General features: G+C 64.1%; 12 protein-coding genes and 1 pseudogene. 12 read left to right on the top strand and 1 reads right to left on the bottom strand.

The features are described from left to right. Nucleotide 1: 1 nt before the first annotated feature. From LV28_RS42960 to LV28_RS42925, 9 genes and pseudogenes are all read left to right on the top strand, one after another. Nucleotides 2-1,027, top strand: coding sequence for an ABC transporter ATP-binding protein (locus LV28_RS42960; protein ID WP_218026216.1), 1,026 nt, complete (start codon nucleotides 2-4; stop codon nucleotides 1,025-1,027). Continuing rightward, nucleotides 1,024-2,129, top strand: a pseudogene (locus tag LV28_RS42955) (ABC transporter ATP-binding protein). Before LV28_RS42960 ends, LV28_RS42955 begins: the two are co-directional and overlap by 4 nt. 53 nt (nucleotides 2,130-2,182) lie before the next feature. Beyond that, nucleotides 2,183-3,682, top strand: a complete 1,500-nt coding sequence (locus tag LV28_RS42950; RefSeq protein WP_023873267.1) for an ABC transporter substrate-binding protein — start codon at nucleotides 2,183-2,185, stop codon at nucleotides 3,680-3,682. A 10-nt stretch (nucleotides 3,683-3,692) separates the two neighbouring features. Continuing rightward, nucleotides 3,693-4,637 carry an ABC transporter permease gene (locus LV28_RS42945; protein ID WP_023597332.1) on the top strand — a complete coding sequence of 315 codons (945 nt, stop codon included), beginning with the start codon at nucleotides 3,693-3,695 and terminating at the stop codon, nucleotides 4,635-4,637. 26 nt (nucleotides 4,638-4,663) lie between these two features. Further along, a complete protein-coding gene (locus LV28_RS42940) occupies nucleotides 4,664-5,596 on the top strand; it encodes an ABC transporter permease (RefSeq protein ID WP_023873269.1) in 933 nt (310 codons plus the stop codon). A 58-nt stretch (nucleotides 5,597-5,654) separates the two neighbouring features. After that, on the top strand, nucleotides 5,655-7,292 hold the full coding sequence (locus tag LV28_RS42935; RefSeq protein ID WP_038620158.1) for a gamma-glutamyltransferase family protein: 1,638 nt from the start codon (nucleotides 5,655-5,657) through the stop codon (nucleotides 7,290-7,292). Nucleotides 7,293-7,690: 398 nt separating this feature from the next. After that, a complete protein-coding gene (locus LV28_RS48495; RefSeq protein WP_058371688.1) occupies nucleotides 7,691-9,031 on the top strand; it encodes a pertactin-like passenger domain-containing protein in 1,341 nt (446 codons plus the stop codon). Between the two features lie 17 nt (nucleotides 9,032-9,048). Beyond that, a complete protein-coding gene (locus tag LV28_RS48490; RefSeq protein WP_058371687.1) occupies nucleotides 9,049-9,945 on the top strand; it encodes an autotransporter outer membrane beta-barrel domain-containing protein in 897 nt (298 codons plus the stop codon). Between the two features lie 173 nt (nucleotides 9,946-10,118). Next, nucleotides 10,119-12,383, top strand: coding sequence for an autotransporter outer membrane beta-barrel domain-containing protein (locus LV28_RS42925; RefSeq protein ID WP_048806540.1), 2,265 nt, complete (start codon nucleotides 10,119-10,121; stop codon nucleotides 12,381-12,383). Nucleotides 12,384-12,530: 147 nt separating this feature from the next. Here the strand turns inward: LV28_RS42925 and LV28_RS42920 are convergent, their stop codons facing one another. After that, complete coding sequence (locus tag LV28_RS42920; protein ID WP_147291612.1) at nucleotides 12,531-15,059, bottom strand: hypothetical protein; 2,529 nt, start codon at nucleotides 15,057-15,059, stop codon at nucleotides 12,531-12,533. Between LV28_RS42920 and LV28_RS42915 the strand changes: the two genes are divergently transcribed. The 3 genes from LV28_RS42915 (at nucleotide 15,058) to LV28_RS42905 (ending at nucleotide 23,020) form a co-directional block, all read left to right on the top strand. Further along, nucleotides 15,058-19,446: an immunoglobulin-like domain-containing protein gene (locus LV28_RS42915; RefSeq protein WP_038620164.1), complete on the top strand. Its 4,389-nt coding sequence runs from the start codon at nucleotides 15,058-15,060 to the stop codon at nucleotides 19,444-19,446. The two genes, LV28_RS42920 and LV28_RS42915, sit on opposite strands and share 2 nt — an antisense overlap. 311 nt (nucleotides 19,447-19,757) lie before the next feature. Continuing rightward, the gene (locus tag LV28_RS42910) at nucleotides 19,758-22,202 is read left to right on the top strand and encodes an MCP four helix bundle domain-containing protein (protein ID WP_081326936.1); all 2,445 of its coding nucleotides are present in this window, start codon (nucleotides 19,758-19,760) and stop codon (nucleotides 22,200-22,202) included. Nucleotides 22,203-22,291: 89 nt separating this feature from the next. After that, on the top strand, nucleotides 22,292-23,020 hold the full coding sequence (locus LV28_RS42905; protein ID WP_038620167.1) for a methyl-accepting chemotaxis protein: 729 nt from the start codon (nucleotides 22,292-22,294) through the stop codon (nucleotides 23,018-23,020). The last annotated feature ends 5 nt before the right edge of the window (nucleotides 23,021-23,025 follow it).

Genomic DNA, 23,025 nt, shown 5'->3' with positions numbered 1-23,025 from the left:
CATGCCCGCCAACGCCGGACCGGTGCTCGAAGTCGCCGGACTGTCGCTGAAGTTCAGCCAGGCGCCCGACGCGCCCAATTTGATCGACGGTGTTTCGTTCGCCGTGCACCCCGGCAAGACGCTGTGTATCGTCGGCGAATCGGGGTGTGGCAAGAGCGTGACGTCGCTCGCGCTCATGGGGCTGTTGCCCAGCCCGCCGGCGAACCTGGTGGCTGGCCGCGCCATGTTCGAGGGCCAGGATCTGCTCGCGTTGCGCGAGCGCGACTTTGCCGATCTGCGCGGCAATCGTCTCGCGATGATCTTTCAGGAGCCGATGACCTCGCTCAATCCGGCGTTCACCATCGGTCATCAGATCGAAGAGGGAATTCGCCGCCATCGCGGACTGGACAGGCGTGCCGCACGCGCCGAGGCGCTCGAAATGCTCAAGCGGGTGCGCATTCCCGCGCCCGAGACACGGCTCGATAACTATCCGCACGAACTCTCCGGCGGCATGCGCCAGCGCGTGATGATCGCCATGGCGCTCGCCAACCGTCCGGCGCTGCTCATCGCCGACGAGCCGACCACCGCGCTCGACGTGACCATTCAGGCGCAGGTGCTCACGCTCATCCAGACGTTGCAGCGCGAAACCGGGACTGCCGTCGTGCTGATCACGCACGACCTGGGCGTGGTCGCGGAAGTGGCCGACGACGTCGCTGTCATGTACGCCGGGCGCATCGTCGAGTACGGCACGGTCGACGAGATATTCGACGACCCGCAGCATCCTTACACGATTGGGTTGATGGGGGCGATTCCGTCCATCGGCAAGCGGGAAGGCACCCTGGCGACGATTCGCGGGGCGGTGCCGCCCCCCGAGCGCATGCCGGCGGGCTGCCGTTTCGCGCCGCGCTGCCCGTTTGCCGAAGCGCGTTGCACGCGCGAGGCCCCCGTCGAGCGGACGCTGTCGGGTTCGCATCGGGTGGCGTGCTGGCTCGCGCCCGTCGAAGCGCTCATCCCCCCGTCCACCCCGAGGGAAGAGGTTGTTGCATGAACGCGTCTCCCGCATTGCTCGAAGCGCGCGACCTGACCCGGCACTTTGGCGGTCACCGCGTCGGCTTTTCCCGCGCTCCCACGGTGTACGCCGTGAACGGCGTGTCATTCAGCGTTCAGGCGGGCGAGACATTCGCCATCGTCGGCGAGTCGGGATGCGGCAAATCCACGCTCGGGCGATTGCTGCTCCGCCTGCTCGACGCCACACGCGGTGAGGTTCGCTACCAGGGCGAGGACCTCATGACGCTGGGGGCGGGCGCGATGCGCAGGCTGCGGCGCGAGTTGCAGATCATCTTCCAGGACCCGTTCGCGTCGCTCAATCCGAGCATGACCGTGGGGGGCTGATCGGCGAGCCCATCGCGCTGCACGGTCTGGCACGTGGCCGTGCGCGCGACGAGCGCGTGGCCGAACTGTTGCGCACCGTCGGCCTGCAGCCTGACTACGCACAGCGCTACCCGCACGAATTCTCGGGAGGCCAGCGTCAGCGCATCGGCATCGCCCGGGCGCTGGCGGGTGAGCCGCGCGTGATCGTTGGCGACGAGCCTGTCTCGGCCCTCGACGTCTCCGTACAGGCGCAGGTCATCAACTTGCTGGAGCGGTTGAAGCACGACTTCGGCCTGACGCTGATCATGGTCGCGCACGATCTCGCGGTGATTCGTCACATGAGCGACCGTGTCGCCGTGATGTACCTTGGGGAAATCGTCGAGCTGGCCAGCGCCGACGCGCTGTTCGACAACCCGCTGCACCCCTACACGCAGGCCCTGTTGCAGGCGATTCCGGCCAGCCGTCCGCACATGCGACGCGAGCGCGCGCCGTTGGGCGGTGAGCTGCCGAGTCCGACCGCACCGCCGCCGGGTTGTCGCTTTCATCCACGCTGCCCGCATGCGCGCGCGGCGTGCCGCGAACAGCGCCCGATCGACGAAGTGCTGCCCGACGGACGACAGGTCGCCTGCCATTTCTGGCGCGAGATCCAGAACGCGGGTGCGAGCCCGGCCCGCGCAGTGGCGCCGAGCGACAAACTGGGCGTGCGTCTCGCGCTGTACCGGGCGCGCCAGGCGCAGATCGATGCGGGGAATCGGCCGGGCACGTCGGTTCCGGCATGAGCATGGCTTTTCCACACATCAACAACACCGTTACTGACAAAGGGGTCTCACGCATGCGCAATGTTCTGCTCGATATGGCGTTGGCGGCGCTTCTCGCGACCGGCACCGCTTCGGCGATGGCTCAGTCGACGCTTCGCATCGGCCTGCAGGAAGACATCGGTTCGCTCGATCCGGCGCGCAGTTCGCAGGTCGTCGACCGCATGGTGCTGCGCTCGTTGTGCAGCTCGCTGGTCGACATCGGCACGGATCTGAAGTTCGTGCCGATGCTGGCCACCTCGTGGAGCGTGAGCGCGGACGGCAAGACGTGGACCTTCAAATTGCGCCAGGGCGTGAAGTTCCACGACGGCGAACCGTTCGACGCCAAGGCCGTCAAAGCGAACCTCGATCGCGCGCGCAGCTTGCCGGCCAGCAACCGGAAGAGCGAGCTGTCGTCGATCGATCGTGTCGACGCGGTGGACGACCACACGGTCAACATCGTGCTCAAGGCACCCGATTCCGCGCTGCTCGCCACGCTGTCCGATCGCGCGGGCATGATGCTCGCGCCCAAGACCCTCGCCGACGACGCGGCCGTGCAATCGCACCCGGTCTGTTCCGGGCCGTACAAGTTCGTGCAGCGCGTGCAGAACGATCGTGTGGTCCTGGAAAAATTCGCGGGGTTCTGGGAGGCGGACAAGTATCCCATCCAGAAGGTCATCTACCTGCCGATTCCCGATACGACCGTGCGGCTGGCCAACGTGCGTTCCGGCTCGCTCGACATGCTCGAGCGTCTTGCGCCGTCCGACGTCAAATCGGTCAAGCGCGATGCGAATCTGAACTTCGTGTCCATCGACGGTTTGGGCTACTACGGATTGACGTTCAACGTGGCGGCCAACGCCCCCAAGGCGTTGCGCGACAAGCGGGTGCGTCAGGCGTTCGACCTTGCCATCGACCGCGACGCGATCAACCAGGTGATCGGCGGCGGCATCTTCACGCCCGCGAATCAGGCGTTGCCGCGCTCGGGCCAGTACTACGACACCGCCATCAAGACGACCAAACGCGACGTGGCGAAGGCGAAGGCGCTGCTCAAGTCGGCCGGCTTCGACAAGATCGACGTGACGCTGAGTTTCGGCAACAACACGGTCGCCAATCAGATGGCGCAGATGCTGCAGGCCATGCTGGCCGAGGCGGGCATCCAGCTCAAGCTGCGCCCGATGGACTATGCGGCGGCGCTCGACGCGGCGCATCGCGGCGACTTCGACGTGCTCTACAACGGCTGGTCCGGCCGTGTCGACCCGGATGGCAACCTGCACCAGTTCGTGACCTGCAAGGGCAACCTGAACTACGGTCAGTATTGCAATGCCGAGGTCGACAAGCTGCTCAACGAGGGGCGCGTGAAATCGACCGTGGCCGAGCGCAAGCCCATCTACGACGCGGCCAACAAGATTCTGTCCGACGAAGATCCCATCCTGTACCTGTACGTGCAACCGTGGCCGTACGTGCTCAGCAAGAAGGTGCAGGGGTTCGTGCCATACCCCGACGGGCTGATTCGCCTGCGCGGCGTGAGCGTGAAGTAAGGGAGCCGTCATGCTGCGCCTCGTCGTTCATCGCGCGCTGGTAGCCATTCCCACGCTGATCATCGTCTCGATGATGATCTTCGGGCTGCAGAAGATGCTGCCCGGCGATCCCGTGCTCGCGATGGCCGGCGAGGACCAGAACCCGCAGGTCATTGCCGCGCTGCGCGAGAAGTATCACCTCGACAAGCCGTTGCCCACCCAGTATGCGTTGTGGATGCGCGACGTCATGCGCGGCGATCTCGGCACCTCGCTGCGCACCGGCGAGCCGGTGACCACGCTCATCGCGCAGAAGTTGCCCGTCACGCTGCAACTGGCGCTGTTCGGTCTGGTGATCGCCATTGGCATCGGCATTCCGCTGGGCATCCTTTCGGCGGCCAATCGCGGGAGCGCGATCGACTATGGCGCGAACGTGCTGGCGCTCTCGGGCATGTCCATTCCGAACTTCTGGCTCGGCATCCTGCTGATATTCCTCGTTTCGGTACGCTGGCAGTTGTTGCCGTCGTCGGGCTACGTGCCGCCGGGCGAGGATCTCTGGATGAGCCTCAAGACAATGGTGATGCCGGCGTTCGTGCTCGGCGCCGCGCTCGGTGCGCAGCTCATGCGCCATACCCGCAGCGCCATGCTCGGCGTGCTGCGCACCGACTATATCCGCACGGCACGTGCCAAGGGTTTGCTGCGCGGCACCGTGGTGCTCAAGCATGCATTGCGCAACGCACTGATTCCGATCGTCACGGTGCTGGCGCTGCTCTTCGGCGAATTGTTGGCGGGAGCGGTGCTCACGGAGCAGGTATTCACGATTCCGGGCTTCGGCAAACTGGTGGTCGACGCCGTGTTCAACCGCGACTATGCGGTGGTGCAGGGCGTGGTACTGGTCACCGCCGTGAGCTTCATCGTGCTGAACCTGCTCGCCGACGTGCTCTATGTCCTGCTCAACCCGCGCCTGCGTCGCGCCTGAGACTACCGAACGAACGCCCACCGAACATGGCCGCATTGCCCACGACCTCATCCTCCTCACAGGCCTCGCCGACTCCGGGTGCGGCGCGCGCACCGGCAGCCGCCGCCTCCGAGCGACTGCCGCGGCGGCGCTACCGCGGGCTGCGCAAGTTCGCGCGCAACCGGGCGGCGGTGGCCGGCGCGCTCATCGTGGTGTTTGCCGTTTTCGTGGCGCTGTTCGCGCCCTGGCTCTCGCCGTACGATCCGATCGCCACGAGTTTCATGACGGTGCGTCAGGCGCCGAGCGCGCTTCACTGGTTCGGCACCGACGAACTGGGGCGCGACGTGCTGGCGCGCATGATCTTCGGCGCGCGGGCGTCGCTCGCCGCCGGCGTGGTGTCGGTCGGCATCGCGGTGCTCGTGGGCGTGCCGCTGGGCTTGCTGGCGGGCTACTTCGGGCGCTGGGTCGATGCCATCATCTCGCGCCTGGCGGACGCCCTGCTGTCGATCCCTTTCCTGATTCTTGCCATTGCGATGGCGGCATTTCTCGGGGCGAGTCTCACGAATGCCATGATCGCCATCGGTGTCTCGGCCATGCCGCGATTCGTGCGTCTCGCGCGGGCCCAGGCGCTGAGCGTGAAGGCCGAGGAGTATGTCGAAGGCGCGCGCGCGATCGGGCTCACGGATGCGCGCATCATCGTGCGCTACATCCTGCCCAACGTGCTGCCGCCGATCATCGTGCAGGCGAGTCTGACGGTGGCCACGGCGATCATCGCCGAAGCCAGTCTGTCGTTTCTCGGGCTGGGGCAATTGCCGCCGCTGCCGTCGTGGGGCTCCATGCTCAACACGGCCAAGGACTTCGTCGAGCAGGCGCCCTGGATGTCGATTTTCCCCGGTATCGCCATTTTCCTGACGGTACTTGGTTTCAACCTGCTGGGTGACGGGCTGCGCGACGCACTGGATCCGCGCGAGCAGTCGTGAGTGATGCATTCGGTACCCTTATTCCAACCATTCGAGACAGAGGTCGAGAGTCAGTCCCATGACGCAATTCAACTGGCAAAACCCATATCCGACGCCGCGCATGCCGGTGTTCGCCCGCAACATTGTGTCGACGTCGCACCCGCTCGCGGCGCAGGCCGGCCTGCGTATCCTGTGGCAGGGCGGCAATGCCGTCGACGCCGCGATCGCGGCCGCGGCATGCATGACCATCGTGGAACCGGTCTCCAATGGCCTGGGCGGTGATTGCTTCGCGCTGGTGTGGGATGGCAAGCAGGTTCACGGCCTGAACGCGTCGGGCGTGGCGCCCGCAGCCTGGAACGTCGACTACTTCCGTAAGAAGTACGGCGAGCAGCACGGCATTGCGAAGCAACCGGTGCGCGGTCTCGACACCGTCACGGTGCCGGGCGTGATCGCCGGGTGGGAAGCCCTGCATGCGAAATTCGGCAAGCTGCCGTTCGGCGACCTGATGGCGCCGGCCATCGAGATTGCCGAGCGGGGGCACGCGCTCGCGCACATTGTCGCGCGCAAGTGGGCGGCGGCCGTGCCTGAGCTCAGGGACCAGCCGGGTTACGCCCAGACGTTCATGCCCAACGGCCGCGCGCCGATCACCAGCGAGATGATTCGCATGCCGGGCCATGCGCGCACGCTGCGCATGCTGGCGAAGGACGGCCCCCGTGCGTATTACGAAGGCCAGATCGCCGAGCGCATCGCCGCCTGGTCGGCCGAGCACGGCGGCGCCATGACGACTGACGACCTGCGCAACTACCGCGCGGACTGGGTCAAGCCCATCGAGAAGGATTATCGCGGCTACACCGTGCACGAAATCCCGCCGAACGGTCAGGGCATCGCGGCACTGATCGCACTGGGCATCCTCGACAAGTTCGACGTGTCGAGTCTCGCCGTCGATCGCGTGCATTCCCAGCATTTGCAGATCGAAGCGATGAAGCTGGCGTTCGCCGATCTCTACAGGTACGTGGCTGACCCGCGCTCGATGGAAGTCACGCCGGAGCAGATGCTCGACGATGGATACCTCACCGAGCGTGCGCGGCTCATCGACCCTGACAAGGCCACGCACTTCGACTTCGGCATGCCGAGGTCGGGCGGCACGATCTACCTGACGGCGGCCGACGAGCAGGGCATGATGGTGAGCTTCATCCAGTCGAACTACATGGGCTTCGGTTCGGGCGTCGTGGTGCCCGATCTGGGCATCGCGTTGCAAAACCGCGGCTGCGGGTTCTCGATGGATCCGAAGTCCGTCAACGTGGTCGAAGGCGGCAAGCGCCCATTCCACACGATCATCCCGGCGTTCCTCACACAGAAGGTCGACGGCAGGCATGAGGCGGTGATGAGCTTCGGGGTGATGGGGGGAGACATGCAGCCGCAGGGCCATCTGCAATCGGTCGTGCGCATGCTGGACTACGGCCAGAACCCGCAGGCGGCGTGCGACGCTCCGCGCTGGAAGGTCAACCGCGACTTCACGGTCGACATCGAGTCGACCATGGATCGTGAGACCGTGGCGGGGCTCGTGGCGCTGGGCCACAAGCTCAAGTCCATTGACGATCCTTATATGGACTTCGGCTCGGGCCAGTACATCTGGCGTCTGGATCGCAACGATCCGGAGCGCGGCTACGTGGCCGCGAGTGACACTCGTCGCGACGGCCTGGCCGCGGGCTACTGAGCGGGCGGCAGCGCGCCCGTCGGGCTGGAGGGCGCGATGTCCTCGAAACACGCAAACGGCGTGATTCGCCCAAAGCTGCCCGGATGACCGACCCTGCCTGCCGTCGCACTCGCCGCGACGGCGGCGCCTCGACTTTTCCACAGATATGCCCATGCCACACCTGTCAACGTTGACAGGTGTAGTGCGTCGCGGCTGCGCATAACGTTACGTAATAAAAGTTCCGCAACCCGTTAATTGCACGCGGTTTTTTACGTCGCGGCGGGATTGGCGGAGGCGTCCTTCGGCATCGGGACGACATCGCTGTTCGAGGGGGCGATCCGGTCATCATGGCCAAGTGCCATGTCTGCGGCCCTGTCGTGTCGCTCGGTGGTTTGCACCGCTTGCTCAGGAGAGACCGTATGAAAACGCCAATGCCATGGACGCCTTCGCGTCATCAGGTTGCCAGCGCGGTCGCCGCGCTGGCTGCGTGCCTTGCGGCGCAAGTGCATGCCGGGGTTGTCGACAACACCGCGACAACAGTGTCTGCCCCAGGCGACCCGGCGGAAAGCTGGTCGGTCCTCAACCGGGGGATTCTGACAGTGGAGCCCGGTGCGGCGACCAACTTCATTGCCGCGAATTCGGGGGCGAGCGTGATCCTCAACGGCGCGACCGTGGCTACATCGACAGGAACCAATCCCGGCGTGCGGCTGCTCAATTCGACTGCCACCATCAACAATTCCAGCATCAGCAGCACCGTCGGCAGCGGTCTGTCGCTCGGCTCCCAGGGCGCCGACACGACCGTGCCGACGGCCACGGTCAACAACAGCACGATTTCCGGGTTTGCCTTCGGGGCGCAGGTCAGTTCGCGAGGCGTTCTGACGCTCAACGGCACGACCTTGAGTGCGGGCGCGGGAACGGTTGCGGGATTTAACGCCGGCGTCGTCAACTTCGACTCCACCGTCTCGATGAATGGCGGTTCGAGCACGGGCGCGAACGGCTTCTGGATCAGCACCGGTAGCGGCGGGACGTCTTCGACGACGACGCTCAACGGCACCCGGATCGTCGGTACCAGCGGATCCGGCATTCTGATCGAGCCACAGCCGGGGCTGACGGCCGGAAACGCTACCCTCGTCATTGGCGGGGGCACGACCATCTCCGGGGCCGACGCAAATGTGATCAAGGCCGTGGGCGGAATGACCTCGGCTGTGACCGTCGACAATTCGCAACTCACAGGCAACGTGACGGGCGATGGCACTGCGGTGGTCAATCTCACGTTGCAGAACAATGCGTCGATTACCGGCAATCTGGTCAACCTCACGTCGCTCGCCGTGAACTCCGGGGCGCAATGGATCATGGCCGGCAACAACAGTGTTCCCACTGTCACGATGAGCGGCGGCACGATCGACATCTCCGGCACAGCGGCGGGTACGGGAACGTTCCGCACGCTGACGGCAGGCACCCTGTCGGGAAGCGGCACATTCAAGATGAACACCAATATCGCCACCCATGCGGGAGACTTGTTGGCGGTGACGGGCAATGCGACGGGGAGTTACCAGTTGCATATCGCGAACAGTGGGGCGGAGCCCAGCGATCTGACGCCGCTGACGGTGGTGACCACAGGCGGTGGCGACGCCGCTTTCTCGCTCGTTGGACACACCGTCGATGCCGGCGTTTATCGGTACGACCTGCGGCAGGACGGCAACAATTGGGTGCTGGCCACTGACCCGCATGACCCGGGCGATCCCGGGGGCCCGATCTGACGCCGGGTGCGCAGACCGTGATTGGCCTGTCCGGGATCGCGCCGGTCGTCTGGGGGGCGGAGCAGGCGATCCTGCGCAGCCGCCTCGGCGACATCCGGATTGGAGATCAGGGCAATAGCGGTGTGTGGGTGCGCACGTATGGCAAGCGCTTTCACGGCACGCCCGTCTCCGGTGTGGACTATCGGCTCACGCAATACGGCGTGATGGGCGGCATCGACGGTGTCGTGGGGCAGGCCTGGGGCGGCACCTGGCTCGTTGGCGCATTGCTCGGCACAGGGCATGGCACGCTGCGAATCGACGGCGGGTCCACTGGGGGCGTGAACAGCTTCACGGCGGGGCTCTATGGCACCTGGCTGGGTGCACAGGGCTATTACTTCGAGACAGTGCTTCGGTACAACCATTTTTCCAACGACGCCAATGTGATCATGGACGACGGCACGGGCGCGCATGGCAGCTTTGGCGAGAACAGTGTCGGCATGACGGCCGAGTTCGGACGGCATCTGACGCTTGCCGACAACTGGTTTGTCGAGCCTTACGTGCACCTCGCACTGTTGCGGGTCGGAGGCGACGATTTCACGCTGACCAACGGCATGCAATCGAACACCGCACACACGGGTTCGGTACAGGCGCGCGTTGGCGCCGCCTTCGGCAAGAGCATCGCGTTGACCGGCGGGGGAATCCTCCAGCCGTACCTGAAGGTGGCGCTGGTGCAGGAGTTCGTCAAGAGCAACCGGATCACGGTCAATGGCATCAATTTCAACAACGACCTGTCGGGCACCCGATTCGAGTTTGGCGCCGGTCTGGTGGGACAGATTCGGAAGCATCTGCAAATCTATTCTGAAGTGGAATCGAGTGTCGGACACAAGATCGACCAGCCGTGGGGCGTGCAGCTGGGTCTGCGCTATACCTTCTGAGTGTGATGACAGCGCTACCGGTGAATCGGGGAGTGAAAGACGGAAAGCCTGGAAGTTGGAGGAAAATTAATGAATTTCAGTGAATATTGGTGTTTTGTTGTGTGAATATGCAGAATTCATAAGCGTTTGTCCTACGCTTGCGGTCGTTTCCAAACCTTTCGAAAACGACCACCATGCGTATCACTTCTCTGCGGCAGGCTGCCGCCCCGCACGCGCCGCGGCTTATCACTCAAGGGGTTGCGCTGCTCCTTGCCTGTTTGGTTGCGCCGGCGCAGGCCGCGCTGATCGACAACGGTGAGGCAATCGTCGACGCACCGGGCGATCCGAACGAATCCTGGACGGTGCGTAATCGCGGCCGATTGATCCTGAACCCGGGGGCGGCGGCCAAAACAGTCGTCATCGAGTCCGACTCCCGCCTCATTGCCGACGGTGCCACCATCGAGGCTACGGGCAACCAGACGGCAGTCGCGCTGCGGCAGGGGCATGCAACGATCGCCAACTCCCGGATCTCGAGCGCGCTGGGCACGGGGCTGGCCATGGGCCGAATGGGGGCGAACAACGGCGTGTCCACGGCAACGGTGAGCAATAGCACGATTAGCGGCTATGCGTTCGGTGTCAATATGGGCGGCGGAGCCACGCTGGTGTTGAACGATACCGATGTGACGTCCGGAAGCGGCGAGGAAGCCGGATTCAACGCGGGCGTCATGAATCTCGGCGGAGAGCTCACGGCCAGTGGCGGCTCGCTCACCGGAAGTCACGGTTTGTGGCTGTCCACGAGCCGCGCAGGGACGGCCCCACGCGTGGGCGCCGTGCTCGATGGGGTCGCTGTCACCGGCACCGAAGGCGCAGGCATCCTGATTCAGCGACAGCCCGGTCAGGAGGACCCCGAGGGCGTGCAGTCGTTGGCAACGCTCGTCATTGCCAACGGCACATCGATCACCGGGGCCAACGGCAATCTGATCGAAGCTGTTGGCGATCTCGCGTCGGACATCACCGTCGATAACACGCAACTGACGGGCAATATCGTGGGCAGCGGCGAGGGCGAGATGCAACTGACGCTGCAAAACCAGGCATCGATTACCGGCGCTCTCGTCAATGTTGATTCGCTGAAGTTGAATACCGGTGGGAAATGGTCGCTCACGGGAGACAACCATGTGGCAAAGGTCGCCATGGACAGTGGTGGCATGATTGACATTCACGGCACCGCGTCGTCGGGCGACTGGCATACGCTCGACATTGGCGAGCTCACGGGAAACGGCACTTTCGGCATGCAGGCCGATCTGGCGATCGGCGAAGCCGACCGGCTCAACGTTACCGACGCCACCGGCGCCCACCGATTGCACGTCACCAACTCGGGGAAGGAGGGCGGGGTGGATACGCAGTTGCTCGTCGAGCAGGCCGGCGGCGACGCGACGTTCTCGCTCGTGGGCGACAAGGTCGACGCCGGTGTGTACACCTACTCGCTCAAGCAGGGCGGAGAAGCCGGCGGGGAGCAGTCGTGGTACCTCGAGCGCAACGAAGAGATCTCGTCGGGCGCCGACACGGTGCTCGGCATTCATAACGCGCTGTCTACCGTGTGGCTCGGTGAGCACAGCGCGCTTCGCACTCGACTCGGTGAGGCGCGCATGGGCGCTGGCGAGCAGGGGGGCGCATGGGCCCGCACGTTCGGTTCACGCTATAACGCCCGCCCGGCACTGGGCCGCGGCTACTCGCAGGACCAGTGGGGGGTGATCGCCGGCGCCGATGCGGTCGTCATGCGCGGCGATCACGGCTATTGGCTGGTGGGCGGCATGCTCGGCACGAGTACGAGCCGTCTCAATTTCAATTCCGGCTCCCGGGGAACTGTCGAGAGCCACACGGCGGGGGCGTATGCCACATGGCTTGGCAAGCAGGGCTACTACTTCGACGGCGTGCTGAAGTACAACCGTTTCGGCAATGAACTTGACGTTCGCATGAGCGACGGCACGCAAAGCAAGGCGGATTTCGCCAATCACGGCGTGGGTTTGTCGGCCGAGTTCGGCCGCACGATCGAGTGGTCGAATCGCTGGTTCGTCGAACCGTTCGCGCAGGTCGCCGGCTTGTGGGCGAGCGGCACCGATTTCACGTTGGATAACGGCATGCATGCCCGCTCGGGCCGCACCATGTCGTTGTTGGGTACGCTGGGCGTCAACGTCGGCAAGACGTTCGAGACGTCGAAGGGCACGTTCCAGCCGTATATGAAGCTGGCCGTCACGCATGAGTTCGCTGGTGGCAATTCGGTCACGATCAACGACATTCGTCTGGAGAACGATATCTCCGGCACGCGTTTCGAAGTCGGTGCGGGCATTGCCGCGCAAATGACTCAGCGTTTGCAGGCTTATGCCGACGGCAGCTACTCGATAGGCAAGCGTCTGGACAAGCCGTGGGGCGTGAACGTCGGTGTGCGTTACAGCTTCTGAGCGTCTTTGTGAGAAAAGCGGGATGGACCGGCTGTCGTGTCAGATGCGACCGATGGAAGGTCTCCCGAGGGAGGGAACGCCTGACAGTCTCGCGACTGTCAGGCGCTTTTCTTTGCCTCGTATTCCCTTGTCGGGCGCTCGGGTGCTTCAACGCTGCTTCATTGCCAGGGCCAGCGCCTGCTTTTCACGCTGCCGGTAGGAGCGGCGCTGTGCCGCGCTCATGAGCCACTGCCGAACAAACGCATTGAGAATCGACTGCCGTTTGTCCGGTGTCGTCTTCGCAAGCGCCATTGTCTCGGACAAGGTCACGTGCGTTTGCCTGACCCCGAACGGATACGGGCCCGGGTAATTCGCACTGGTATCCATGCGCGTTTCAGCACCGGTCGGTGCGGATGTTTTGTGGCTGCCGTCCGCACGGGTCACGGTGTAATCGATGCGGCACATGCCATACGGGTAGCCCCACTCGATCAACTCCTTCGGCCAACCGAACCGGACCGGCTCTCCGATGTTCTCTTGAGCCAGGGAAATCTCGAACCGATAATCGGGGTGCGGATTCTCGCCGTTGTCGCCGCCGAAGTAGGCACGGGTGATCGGCGCCCCATAGGTTTGATCGACAGGATCATAGAAGTCGGCTGTGACGAAAATGCGGATCACGTCCCCCAGTCGCATGTTTTCATAGGCGGGAACCTCGATCGGCTCATGCCCGATCGGAGAAACATTCGACCAGATCACCTTGCCGTTCGGGAACGTAGCGGGGAACAGACCGTCGTCGCCGCCCGGAATGTCGCCGCTGTCGGCGACTTCCACCTCGGCGGTCGGCGACACACTGGTATTCTCGCGCTGCTCCGGGTTGAGATAGCGCGTGACCAGGTACACCGTGGGCTTCAGCCCGCTGCCCTGCGCCTTGACAACCGCCCATGGAAGGGAGATGACGAGGTCGACTTTTTGGCTGACGTCGTCACCGCCCACGGTATAGCGCGGCTCGATGGTCACGCCATCGTAGACCGCGTAGATGATGTCACCGGCGATAAAGGCGTCTTCGCCGGTGATGTTGCCGTCGATATCGCGCCGGAACCACGGCACGATGAATTCGTGGTCTTCCTGGATCGAGGCGTCGGGAATGAAGTCTTCGCGTTCCCCAGTGCTCCACCCCGAGTGGTGCACGACGGGCCGGCCCAGGGCATCGTTCCACGGCGTATCCGGATCCGGATCGACGCCGCCGCCCTGATCCAGGTTGACGACCACCGAATGCGGCGTCTTCGGGCGGCCGGCTTCGCGCCCCGCCCGATAAACGATGTAACTCACCGGGACTCTCGCATAGCCGTCGGCGTCCGGCGGCGCGTCGGCCCATTCCGCGAGTACCTCGCCGTAGGGCACCCTGATCGACAGGATGACGGGCAGCGTGCTGTCGGCGCCATTGAAGACCACGCGGTTTTGTTCGCGTCCGCCCCAGAGCACGGCAATCTCATCGCCGGTTTCAATTTCCGCGTGACCGGGAATCTCGACTTCGACGGGGGCGCGCGCGTCCGCCTCGTCGATCAGCTTGGCGTCGGGCGGCGGGTCGTCATCATACGCCGGCACCAGCGGTGGCATCAGATCGGCAATACCCGGGCGCAGGAAGACGTCGATCACCACGACATCGGATTCGGCGCTGACATTGCCGGCCAGGTCGGTGATCTCATAAGAAAAACGCAATTTTCCGTCGCCGGCCTGCTCAATGAGCGTGCGCGGAAAGACAAGCTCGGTGGGAGGATCGTAGGTTTCGCCGTAGGGAATCTGATGCGGTGGGAGGCGCCCGACTTCCGTGCCATCTTCCCGACGCAGTATGCCTACCAGAGTATCGCCGTGCATGCGCTCGGCATAGCTCGGGACGGTGCCGCGCAGAACGTCGCCCAACTCCGTGAGCTTTGCATCCGTCAGCCCGTCCTGCTCGATGCCGTCCGGGAATTCCAGTTCTCCTGGCCTTGGCTCGCCGGGACGCTGCGTGTCAATGGTGAACAGCGATGGCGGGCTGAGGAAACTCCATTCGTCTTCAAGTTCGCTTCTTGCCACGTACTGCAGATTGTGAACGTCCTCCATTGACGCCTGTTCGGGAGGCAGGATGATCGTAATGGATCGCTTGGCATGGTCTTCTGCCGTGACCACACGGATGACGTCGTCGGTATCCCCGTCGAAATACACGACGTATTTCCAGCCGACCGTCATTTGATCAAGAAACGCTGCCTCGAAACGGATCTCAGGTCCCACCGCCGACGCCTTGACCAGATTGTATGGCGGTGCGTCAGCGGGAAAGTCCGCCGGACGGTCGGCCAGGATAGTGGGATCGATAACGGCCACGTTCGGATGATAATTCTTCCCCTCTTCCCGGCTGACCGGGCTGCTTAGCCGGGCCGGCGCGGTATCGGTGCGAAGCAACGTCATGCTTTTGCTGGTCATGATGAACCTCCTTGCGGTGGGGTGAAACGTCCGGTGAGTGTGGCGCCGCAAATGCCGACGAGAAACTGTCAAGGTTGTCAGGTGCCGGAAAGCCTCGCCGTGCGCGGGGCCTGTCAACGTTGACAGTTGGCGGGCAAGGATCGCCGTGGCGAGATGAAAGCCCTGCTGCGAATTTGACGTATCCCGGCCGTTGTGGCGCGCGGAGCGTTCCGTGGTGCGGCAGATGAGGAGGTCCGTCATGAATATCCGCGACAGGTTCGCAGAAGGCAGTGGCATCACCCTGGAGAGCGACGAGGCGATTGACAAATCGGCCCAGCTGGACGCGCCGACCGTGCCGGCGGCGCGAAAAGGGGGTATTCGGAAAGACGATCTGGAAAGCAATATCAACGACAAGCTGGAAGTGCTGGTGCCGTGGAAGAGAGGTTTCCTGCGCGGAGACATGCTCCTGCTCTACTGGGGAATGCCCGGCCTGCCGATCGATACGATCCAGATCGAAAACCCGAACGATTCGGTCTTCACGTTGCAGGCACCGGTGCCGGACGTGTCTCGCGTGGGCGACGGTTTGATCGACGTCTGGTACGAGCGTATCTCGTCGTTCGCCGATCCGGTTCCGATCGAGTCGCCCCATGCGCAGGTACTCGTCAAGACCACGGTGCCGGGGGGAGACGACCCGGATCAGTCGACATGGCCCATCAACGAGGCGTTGGCCGAGGCCATTCTTCCACCCGGCCCGATCGAAACCGTTCCGCCAGAGGGGCTGGCGGTGGAAATCCCGGTGTGGGAGCACATGACGGCGGGTGACGTGGTGACTGTTCTCTGGGGAAGTGCAAAAGGCGTTGTGTACGGCCCGATCGGACAGCCGGAAGTGGGCCAGCCGGTGGTGGTCATGGTGCCCGAAACAACGATCAACGAGGCGGGCGCCGGCGAGGATGTCGCGGTGACGTACGAACTGGTCGATCTGGTACAGAACTGGTCGGGACGTGCGCCATCGGCGTTCATCGACGTCGAGGTGGGTGACGCGATTTACGACGCCCCGGCCGTGGCGGGGTTGAACGACAACAACGAACTGGACTACGACGCACTGGACGGTGCTGATGCGACCGTCGTCGTCATGAAGAACCACGACATGGCGTCGGGCGATGGCGTGTCCCTGGTGTTTCAGGGGAGATCATACGAAGGACTGGAAGTCGAGCACACGCAGACGGCGACGCTGAGCGGCACGGTCATGATGTTCGACGTGCCGAATGCAACGCTCGGCCAGGTCGTTCCCGGCGAGGGAACAGTGTTCTATCGGGTCAGCACCGCCGGGGTGTACAAGGGGCGTTCCTATCGTGCGCCGTTCACGCTGGTTGGCACCGCCGTATCGCTTCCCGCCCCGAAGGTGCTCGAAGCCACCGCCGACGGCGAACTCGATCCGGCGGCGGTGCCCAATGGCGCGACGGTCGAGATCGAGCCATGGCCGGGTTACGGCGTGGGCGATCTGGTGCGACTTCGCTGGAACGGATGGACGCCGGGCGGCGATCTGATACCGCACGCCGACATCTATGAGATCACGCCCGGAAATATCACCGATCCGGTGCAGTTTGACGTGCCGTACAGCAAGATCGGGCCGATTGCGGGCGGCCGTGTCGAAGTGCACTACATAGTGGAGTCGGGCAACAGCCAGCGGACCTCGAAGACGCTGGCCCTGACGGTGTTGGGGGTTGCCAGCCTCGAGCCGCCGATCGTGGAGGGCGAGGTCGGCGGAGCGCTCGACCCGGCGCTGGTGCCCGATGGCTCGAAGGTGACAATTCCCGCATGGCCGGGGATGGTACCTGGCGATGTGGTGAACTGGTTCTGGCTGGGACTTTCCGAAGGCGGTCAGGCCACGGGCGAGGTGATTGTCGAGGCGATAGGGGACATTGTGGTTACCGTACCGCGTGGCGTAATTGAAGCCAATGCGGATGGCGGCGATACGGTCAACGTACTGTATCGGGTCACGCGGGCAGCGGGCGGCGAAGAGACGTCGCTGCCTAAATCGTTCGTGGTTCTGCCGATTTCAGCACTGTTGCCTGCCCCCATTGTGGAGGAGCAGATCGACGGCGTGCTCGATCCAAACCATACGCTCGACGACGCCACGGTGAGAGTTGACCCATACGAAGGCATGGCCCGCAACGATATCGTGACGGTCTGGTTCGCCAAAGGCACTGTCGGCGAGGCGACCCGGCGGGTCCAGATCTCCGATGGTCTGGTGGGCCAGCCGCTGTACTTGTACGTGCCGCATGAATCCGTGGAGCAACTCGACGGCCTGACCATCACCGTGAACTACACCGTGGAGGTCGCCGGCGTCGAAACGCGCTCGGAGGATCTGACACTGGAGGTGAGCAAGGCGGTGGTGTGGCCCGCACCGGAAGTGCGCGAAGCCGACGGCGAGTACCTGCCGGAGGACGCCTACGAGCGAGGCGCGAACACGATCGTGCGCTGGCATACGGGCATGCGCGTTGGCGACACGATCGATCTGTACTGGGGCGAAGGCGCCGAGATGTATCACGACACGCTGGATATTCTCGGCCCGATGGACTATGAGTTCTTCATGCGAAAGGAGCAGGTGGACACCTGGCTCGGTCGCGAAGTGCCGGTGCGGTATACGATCAAGCGTGGCAATCGCGTGATGCCGTCCGAAGTGCTTCACCTTCGTGTCGGCATCGAGCTGCCCACGCTCACGGCGCCAGTGGTGGTCGAGGCAATCGACAACGTGCTCAAGCCTGTGGATGCGCGGCAAGGCGCCACCGTGCGCATCAGTTACGATGGCATGCAGGCGGAAGACGTGATCCAGTTGACTTGGGATGCTGACTCGTCGTTCGCAACCGTCACCGGCAGCGAGACGGGATCGGTCGACATCGTCGTGCCGCCGGCAAAGATTGCGCTTCATCTGGGCGAAACCATTCTGGTGTCGTACACGGTGACCCGCCTCGGCTTCGAGACCGTCTCGCCAGCGCTCGAGCTCACCATCAACAACTTCCTGCCCGGCAATCTGCCGTTGCCGACCGTCGTGGAGCAACGCGGCGGCGTGCTCAATCTGTTGGACTTCACGGCGGACGCAACAGCGCGCGTGCCGACGTGGCCGTTGATGGCCGTGGGGCAGCGCGTCTGGTGGCGAGTCTTCGGCACGCAGTCCACCGGAAATTCGACGACGATTTCGCTCGAGCTCGGACATGAGGTGACCGAGGAAGAGGTGGGCAAGCCACTCGACCGGGTATTGCGGCGCTCGGATCTGGAGAAGTTGCTCGATGGTTCGGACCTGCGCATTCAGGTGAAAGTCACGTTCGACGGCAGCGACAGCGAGGCCGATGCCGTGACCTTCCGCGAGCGCACGTTGAAGCTCGCGCACAGCCTGACGTTGCCTGCGCCGGAAGTGGTGGAGGCACCGAACGACGAAATCGACCCGATCGACGCGGAAAAAGGTGTGACGGTACGCGTGACATATGAAGACATGCGCGCCATCGACCTGATCAAACTGGTTTGGGACGGCGCCGACGCTCTCGACGAAGTGCCGGGCAGTACGACGGGCAGCGTGGATATTCCCGTGCCGGGAGACATGCTGATTCCGTACGTCGGGCGATCGGTAAAGATCAACTACGTGGTGACGCGAAATGGCAATTACGACGCGTCCGGCATTCTGGAGTTGACAGTCAACGACTTCGGAGAGGGCGAATTGCCCACGCCGGTGATTCCACAGACGCAAGGTGGTGTGTTGAAGCTGGACAGTTTCACGGGAGACGCGCAGGTCACCGTTGTGCCATGGCCGCTGATCGCTGAGGGACAGACGGTCTGGTTGCGCTGTCACGCCACGCTTGCCAACGGCACGCCGGATGTCATCGTGCTGCTGACCCGGCATGAAGTGAGCGCAGAGGAGGTCACTGCGGGTATTGCGCAGGCGATTCCGCGAGCGCGGCTGGCGGCGCTCAGGAACGACTCGGAACTGCGCGTCGAGTTCAAGGTGGCGTTCGACGGCGGTGATGATGACATGGACGCCGTCATCTTCCCGCCACTTCGCGTGACGATGCAGGTGGTGCCGCCGATTACGGTAGACCCGAACAAGATGGTGCTCGACGGATTTTCGGTCAAATCGTTCTGGACGCGCACGGGGGCGTACCCTCCAGGCAACTCGCAAACGCGCGCGGCGTCCGGAGGCGTACCGCCCTACACCTATTCGTCGAGCAAGCCGTCGGTGGCGACCGTCAACGAGTCCGGGCGGGTCGTGGGCGAGGGCAATGGTACTGCAACCATTACGATTCGTGACAGCAAGGGAACAACCGCGAGCTATCAGGTCGAAGTCAGCAATGTCTATGGGACCGTTGACAATCACAAGGTCGGCATTACGCCCGCGCAGGCGATTGCGTGGCGCGCCGGGCTACCGGGTGGACGCGGAATCGGCCCCACCGAGATCGCGTCAATGCTGGTGGAGTACACCAAGGTGTGGGCCGCCAACGGCGGGTACTATGCCTACACTTGTGAGCAAGGCAGTTGCGGAGCGGGGTGGTGTTACGCGCTCGGTACATATGGCGTCAGTGTTTTCTGCAACCACTACGGCTCGCCGAGTGGCAACTTCAGCAAGGCGCTTTGTCTGATCCCGAAGAATGGTTGAAAGCGCAGGGACATATGCGAACGTCAGCATAAGCGCAATGCGGATGCCGCTAGTCCAATGCTCAGGCATTCAGAGATCACCGTTCGCTTGCCACGGCGTTTCGCCGTGGCATTTTTTTTGCTGAGCGCGTCGCTTGGTCGCCACTTCGTTTTCACGATGTTCCATGAACATTCCATTCATTCATCCAATCGTCACATATCACCCGCAATAATCACGGCGCACGAAGCATCGACAAACAAATTCGGCGGCCGGGCGACTGCGTCAGATAACGCGGGGCACCGGGCGCCGGTGCGACCCGGGGAAATGACGCAATGACCATCCGTCATCGAATTACGCTATTGGTGATCCTGACATTCGTCGCGCTCTCGATCATCGGCGGCTATGCGGTGTACCAGACCCGCGCCAGTGCGCAGAAGGTGCGGCAGGTGACGGAAGGCGTGGTGCCCAGCGCGCTCGCTTCCGCGGATCTCGTCTCGCAGGTCAAGGCGGTACAGATCGCGACCATGACGTTGGTCTACGCACCGGACGAGACCGTTGTCGAACAGGCGCTCGACAAACTCAAGGCGCTGCGCGGCGAGATCGACCGCTCGCTCGCCCGCCAGGCCGACGGGGCCGCGAGCGACGCCCAGAAGGGGCTCGTCACGCAGGCGCGCGAGAGCGTGGAGAACTACTTCAACGCCATCCACGACACCGCGAAGCTCAAGCAGGCGGGAAAGACGGAGATGGCGCAGGCGTACCTGTTCGCGATGGTGGCGCAGTACCGCGACGAACTCGAAGGCGTGGTCAATACGCTCCGGGTCGAGAAGAACCGCCAGAAAGACGCCGCCATCGCCACCCTCAACGACACGCTCTCGACCACCACCACCGCCATCGGCATCGTGACCGGGCTGGCGATCCTGCTGCTCACCGCCATCGGCGCGCTGCTGTACCGGCAGATCACGCGTCCGCTCTCGCGCATGCAGGCCATGATGAGCGAGATCGCCAACAGCCAGGACTTCACTCGTCGCGTGCCCGTCGGCCGCATGGACGAAATCGGTCATTCGATCGTGGCCTTCAACGGCATGATCGAGAAGATTCAGGAACGCTCCGCGCAGCTCAAGCAGAAGACGGCCGACATACAGGCCATGTTGCAGAACATGCAGCAGGGCATTCTGACGGTCGTCGACGGCGCGAGGGTTCATGGTGAGTACTCCGCCTATCTCGAAGCGATCTTCGAGACGCAGGACATCGCCGGTCGCGGCGTGATGGATCTGGTCTTCGGCGACAGCGATCTGGGCGCGGACGCGCTCTCGCAGGTCGAAGCGGCTGTCGACGCCTGCATCGGGCAGGACGCCATGAACTTCGCGTTCAACGAACACCTGCTCGTTGGCGAGATCGGCAAGCGCATGCCCGACGGCCGTGTGAAGCAGCTCGATCTCACATGGTCGGCGATCACCGACGAGGACGACACGATCCTGCGCCTGATGCTGTGCGTGCGCGACGTGACCGAGCTGCGCGAGCTCGCGGCCGAAGCCAACGAACAGAAGCAGCGTCTGGAGATGATCGGCGAGATTCTCGCCGTGAGCCAGGAGAAGTTCCATCACTTCATCGAGAGTTCGACCGGCTTCATCCGCGAGAACGAGCGCATCATCCGCAAGCATTCCCAGGCCGACAGCGCGGCCATCGCGGAACTGTTCCGCAACATGCACACCATCAAGGGCAACGCGCGCACGTACAACCTCCAGTACCTGACTAACGTCGTGCACGAGACGGAGCAGCGCTATCACGAACTGCGCCAGCCCGACGTCGCGCGCCTGTGGGATCAGGACGGCCTGATGCGCGAACTCGAACGCGTGCGCGAGGCGGTCGACACCTATGCGCAGATCAACGAGATGAGCCTTGGCCGCAAGGGCCCGGGCCGTGCCGCCGACGAGCAGTCGATGGTGGTCGACCGCGCGCATATCCGCGCCAGCCTGCGCATGCTGGAGGCGGCCGATCCGAACGATCCGCACCAGCTGGTCGCCATGCGCGACGCGGTGCACCAGACGCTGCGTCTGCTCGGCACCGAGGGCGTGGGCGAGGCGCTGGGCGGGGTGCTCGATTCGCTGCCGTCGCTTGCCGCCGAGCTGGGCAAGCCGGCCCCCGTCGTGCGTATCGACGACAACGGCTATCGCCTGCGCGCGCCCGCCGTGCGCATCCTGCGCGACGTATTCATGCACTTGCTGCGCAATTCGATGGACCACGGGCTGGAGAGCGCCGAGGAACGGCGCGCGAAAGGCAAACCGGCGGCGGGCACCATCGATGTCGAAGTGGGCCTCGACCACAACATGCTTCAGGTCACGCTCGCCGACGACGGTCGCGGGCTGGCGCTGCACCGCATTCGCGCCATCGCGGTGCAACGGGGCTGGATCACATCCGAGACATACGTCAGCGACGAGCAGATCGCGCAGTTCATTTTCCGGCCGGGATTCTCGACGGCCGGGCAGGTCACCGAAGTGTCCGGGCGCGGCGTGGGCATGGACGCCGTGCAGGACTTCGTGCGTCGCGAGCACGGACGCATCGAACTTCGCTTCACGGACGATCGCAACGGGGCGGAGTTCCGCCAGTTCCAGACGGTCGTATGTCTGCCCGACAACCTCGTCGTTGACGGCTTCGACCTGAACAGTGTCGCGGCCGATGCGATCGACCTGCCGGCGCTGGACGTACTCGCAGCGCCGGTGCGCTCGGCTGGCGAGGCGGCATCGCGAGGCGACATGCCGCAACCCGGCACGGTCTGACGCCGGCGCCACGGACCGCATCGACGGGCACGGTGGCGCGGACCCCGCCGGTTCGCTGCCGCCACGCCGCTTTCGGAGACGAAGTGAGTATGCAAGCAGTGCAATGGGTGTTGATGGGAGCCCTCGCGGGAATCGCGGGCGCGGGCATGGTGGCTCTGGTTGTTCACCGTTGGCGCATGGCGCAGGCGACCGCACACTGGCGCGCGCTGGCGAAAACGCACGACGAAGCGCTGGCGCAGGCGCTCGAGCGCGAACGCGTGGCGGTCGTCGACCGGGACGAAAGGAGCCAGGCGCACGACGACGCCATGGCGGCGCACCAGTCGGCGCTCGCGCAGGCCGAACTGGATTTGCAGGCAGCGCGCAAGTCCGAGGCCGCCGTGCTCGAAGCCAAGGCGATGTGGCAGGGCGAAGCCGAACGTATTGCCGGCGAGGCGGCCCGCCTGCGCGGACTGGCCGCCACCTTCGAGCGCTGGCACGAGCAGATGATCTCGCTCATGACGCAGAACCAGGATATGCACGCGAAGAATCACGAACTCGCGTCGATCGTGCGGCACGTGCTCATCGTGTCGCTCAACGCGTCCATCGAGGCGGCGCGCGCGGGCGCGGCGGGACGCGGCTTCGGCATCGTCGCGAGCGAAGTGCGCGCACTGGCCACGCGCTCCGAGGAGCTGTCCAAGAGTTACCGCGACAGTCTGCACCGTAACGACGTGACGACCACGGCGACGTTCCAGGATATTCAGGCCGGCGGCAAGATGATCGCGGCGTCGCTGTCGAGCGTCGAGGCGCTGGCGCAGCAGTTGCACGCCCGTCTTCACTAGTCAAT

The organism is Pandoraea pnomenusa, assembly GCF_000767615.3.
Lineage (GTDB): Bacteria > Pseudomonadota > Gammaproteobacteria > Burkholderiales > Burkholderiaceae > Pandoraea > Pandoraea pnomenusa.
The sequence above is the reverse complement of the archived record's forward strand: the minus strand, read 5'-3'. Positions and strand labels throughout refer to the sequence as shown.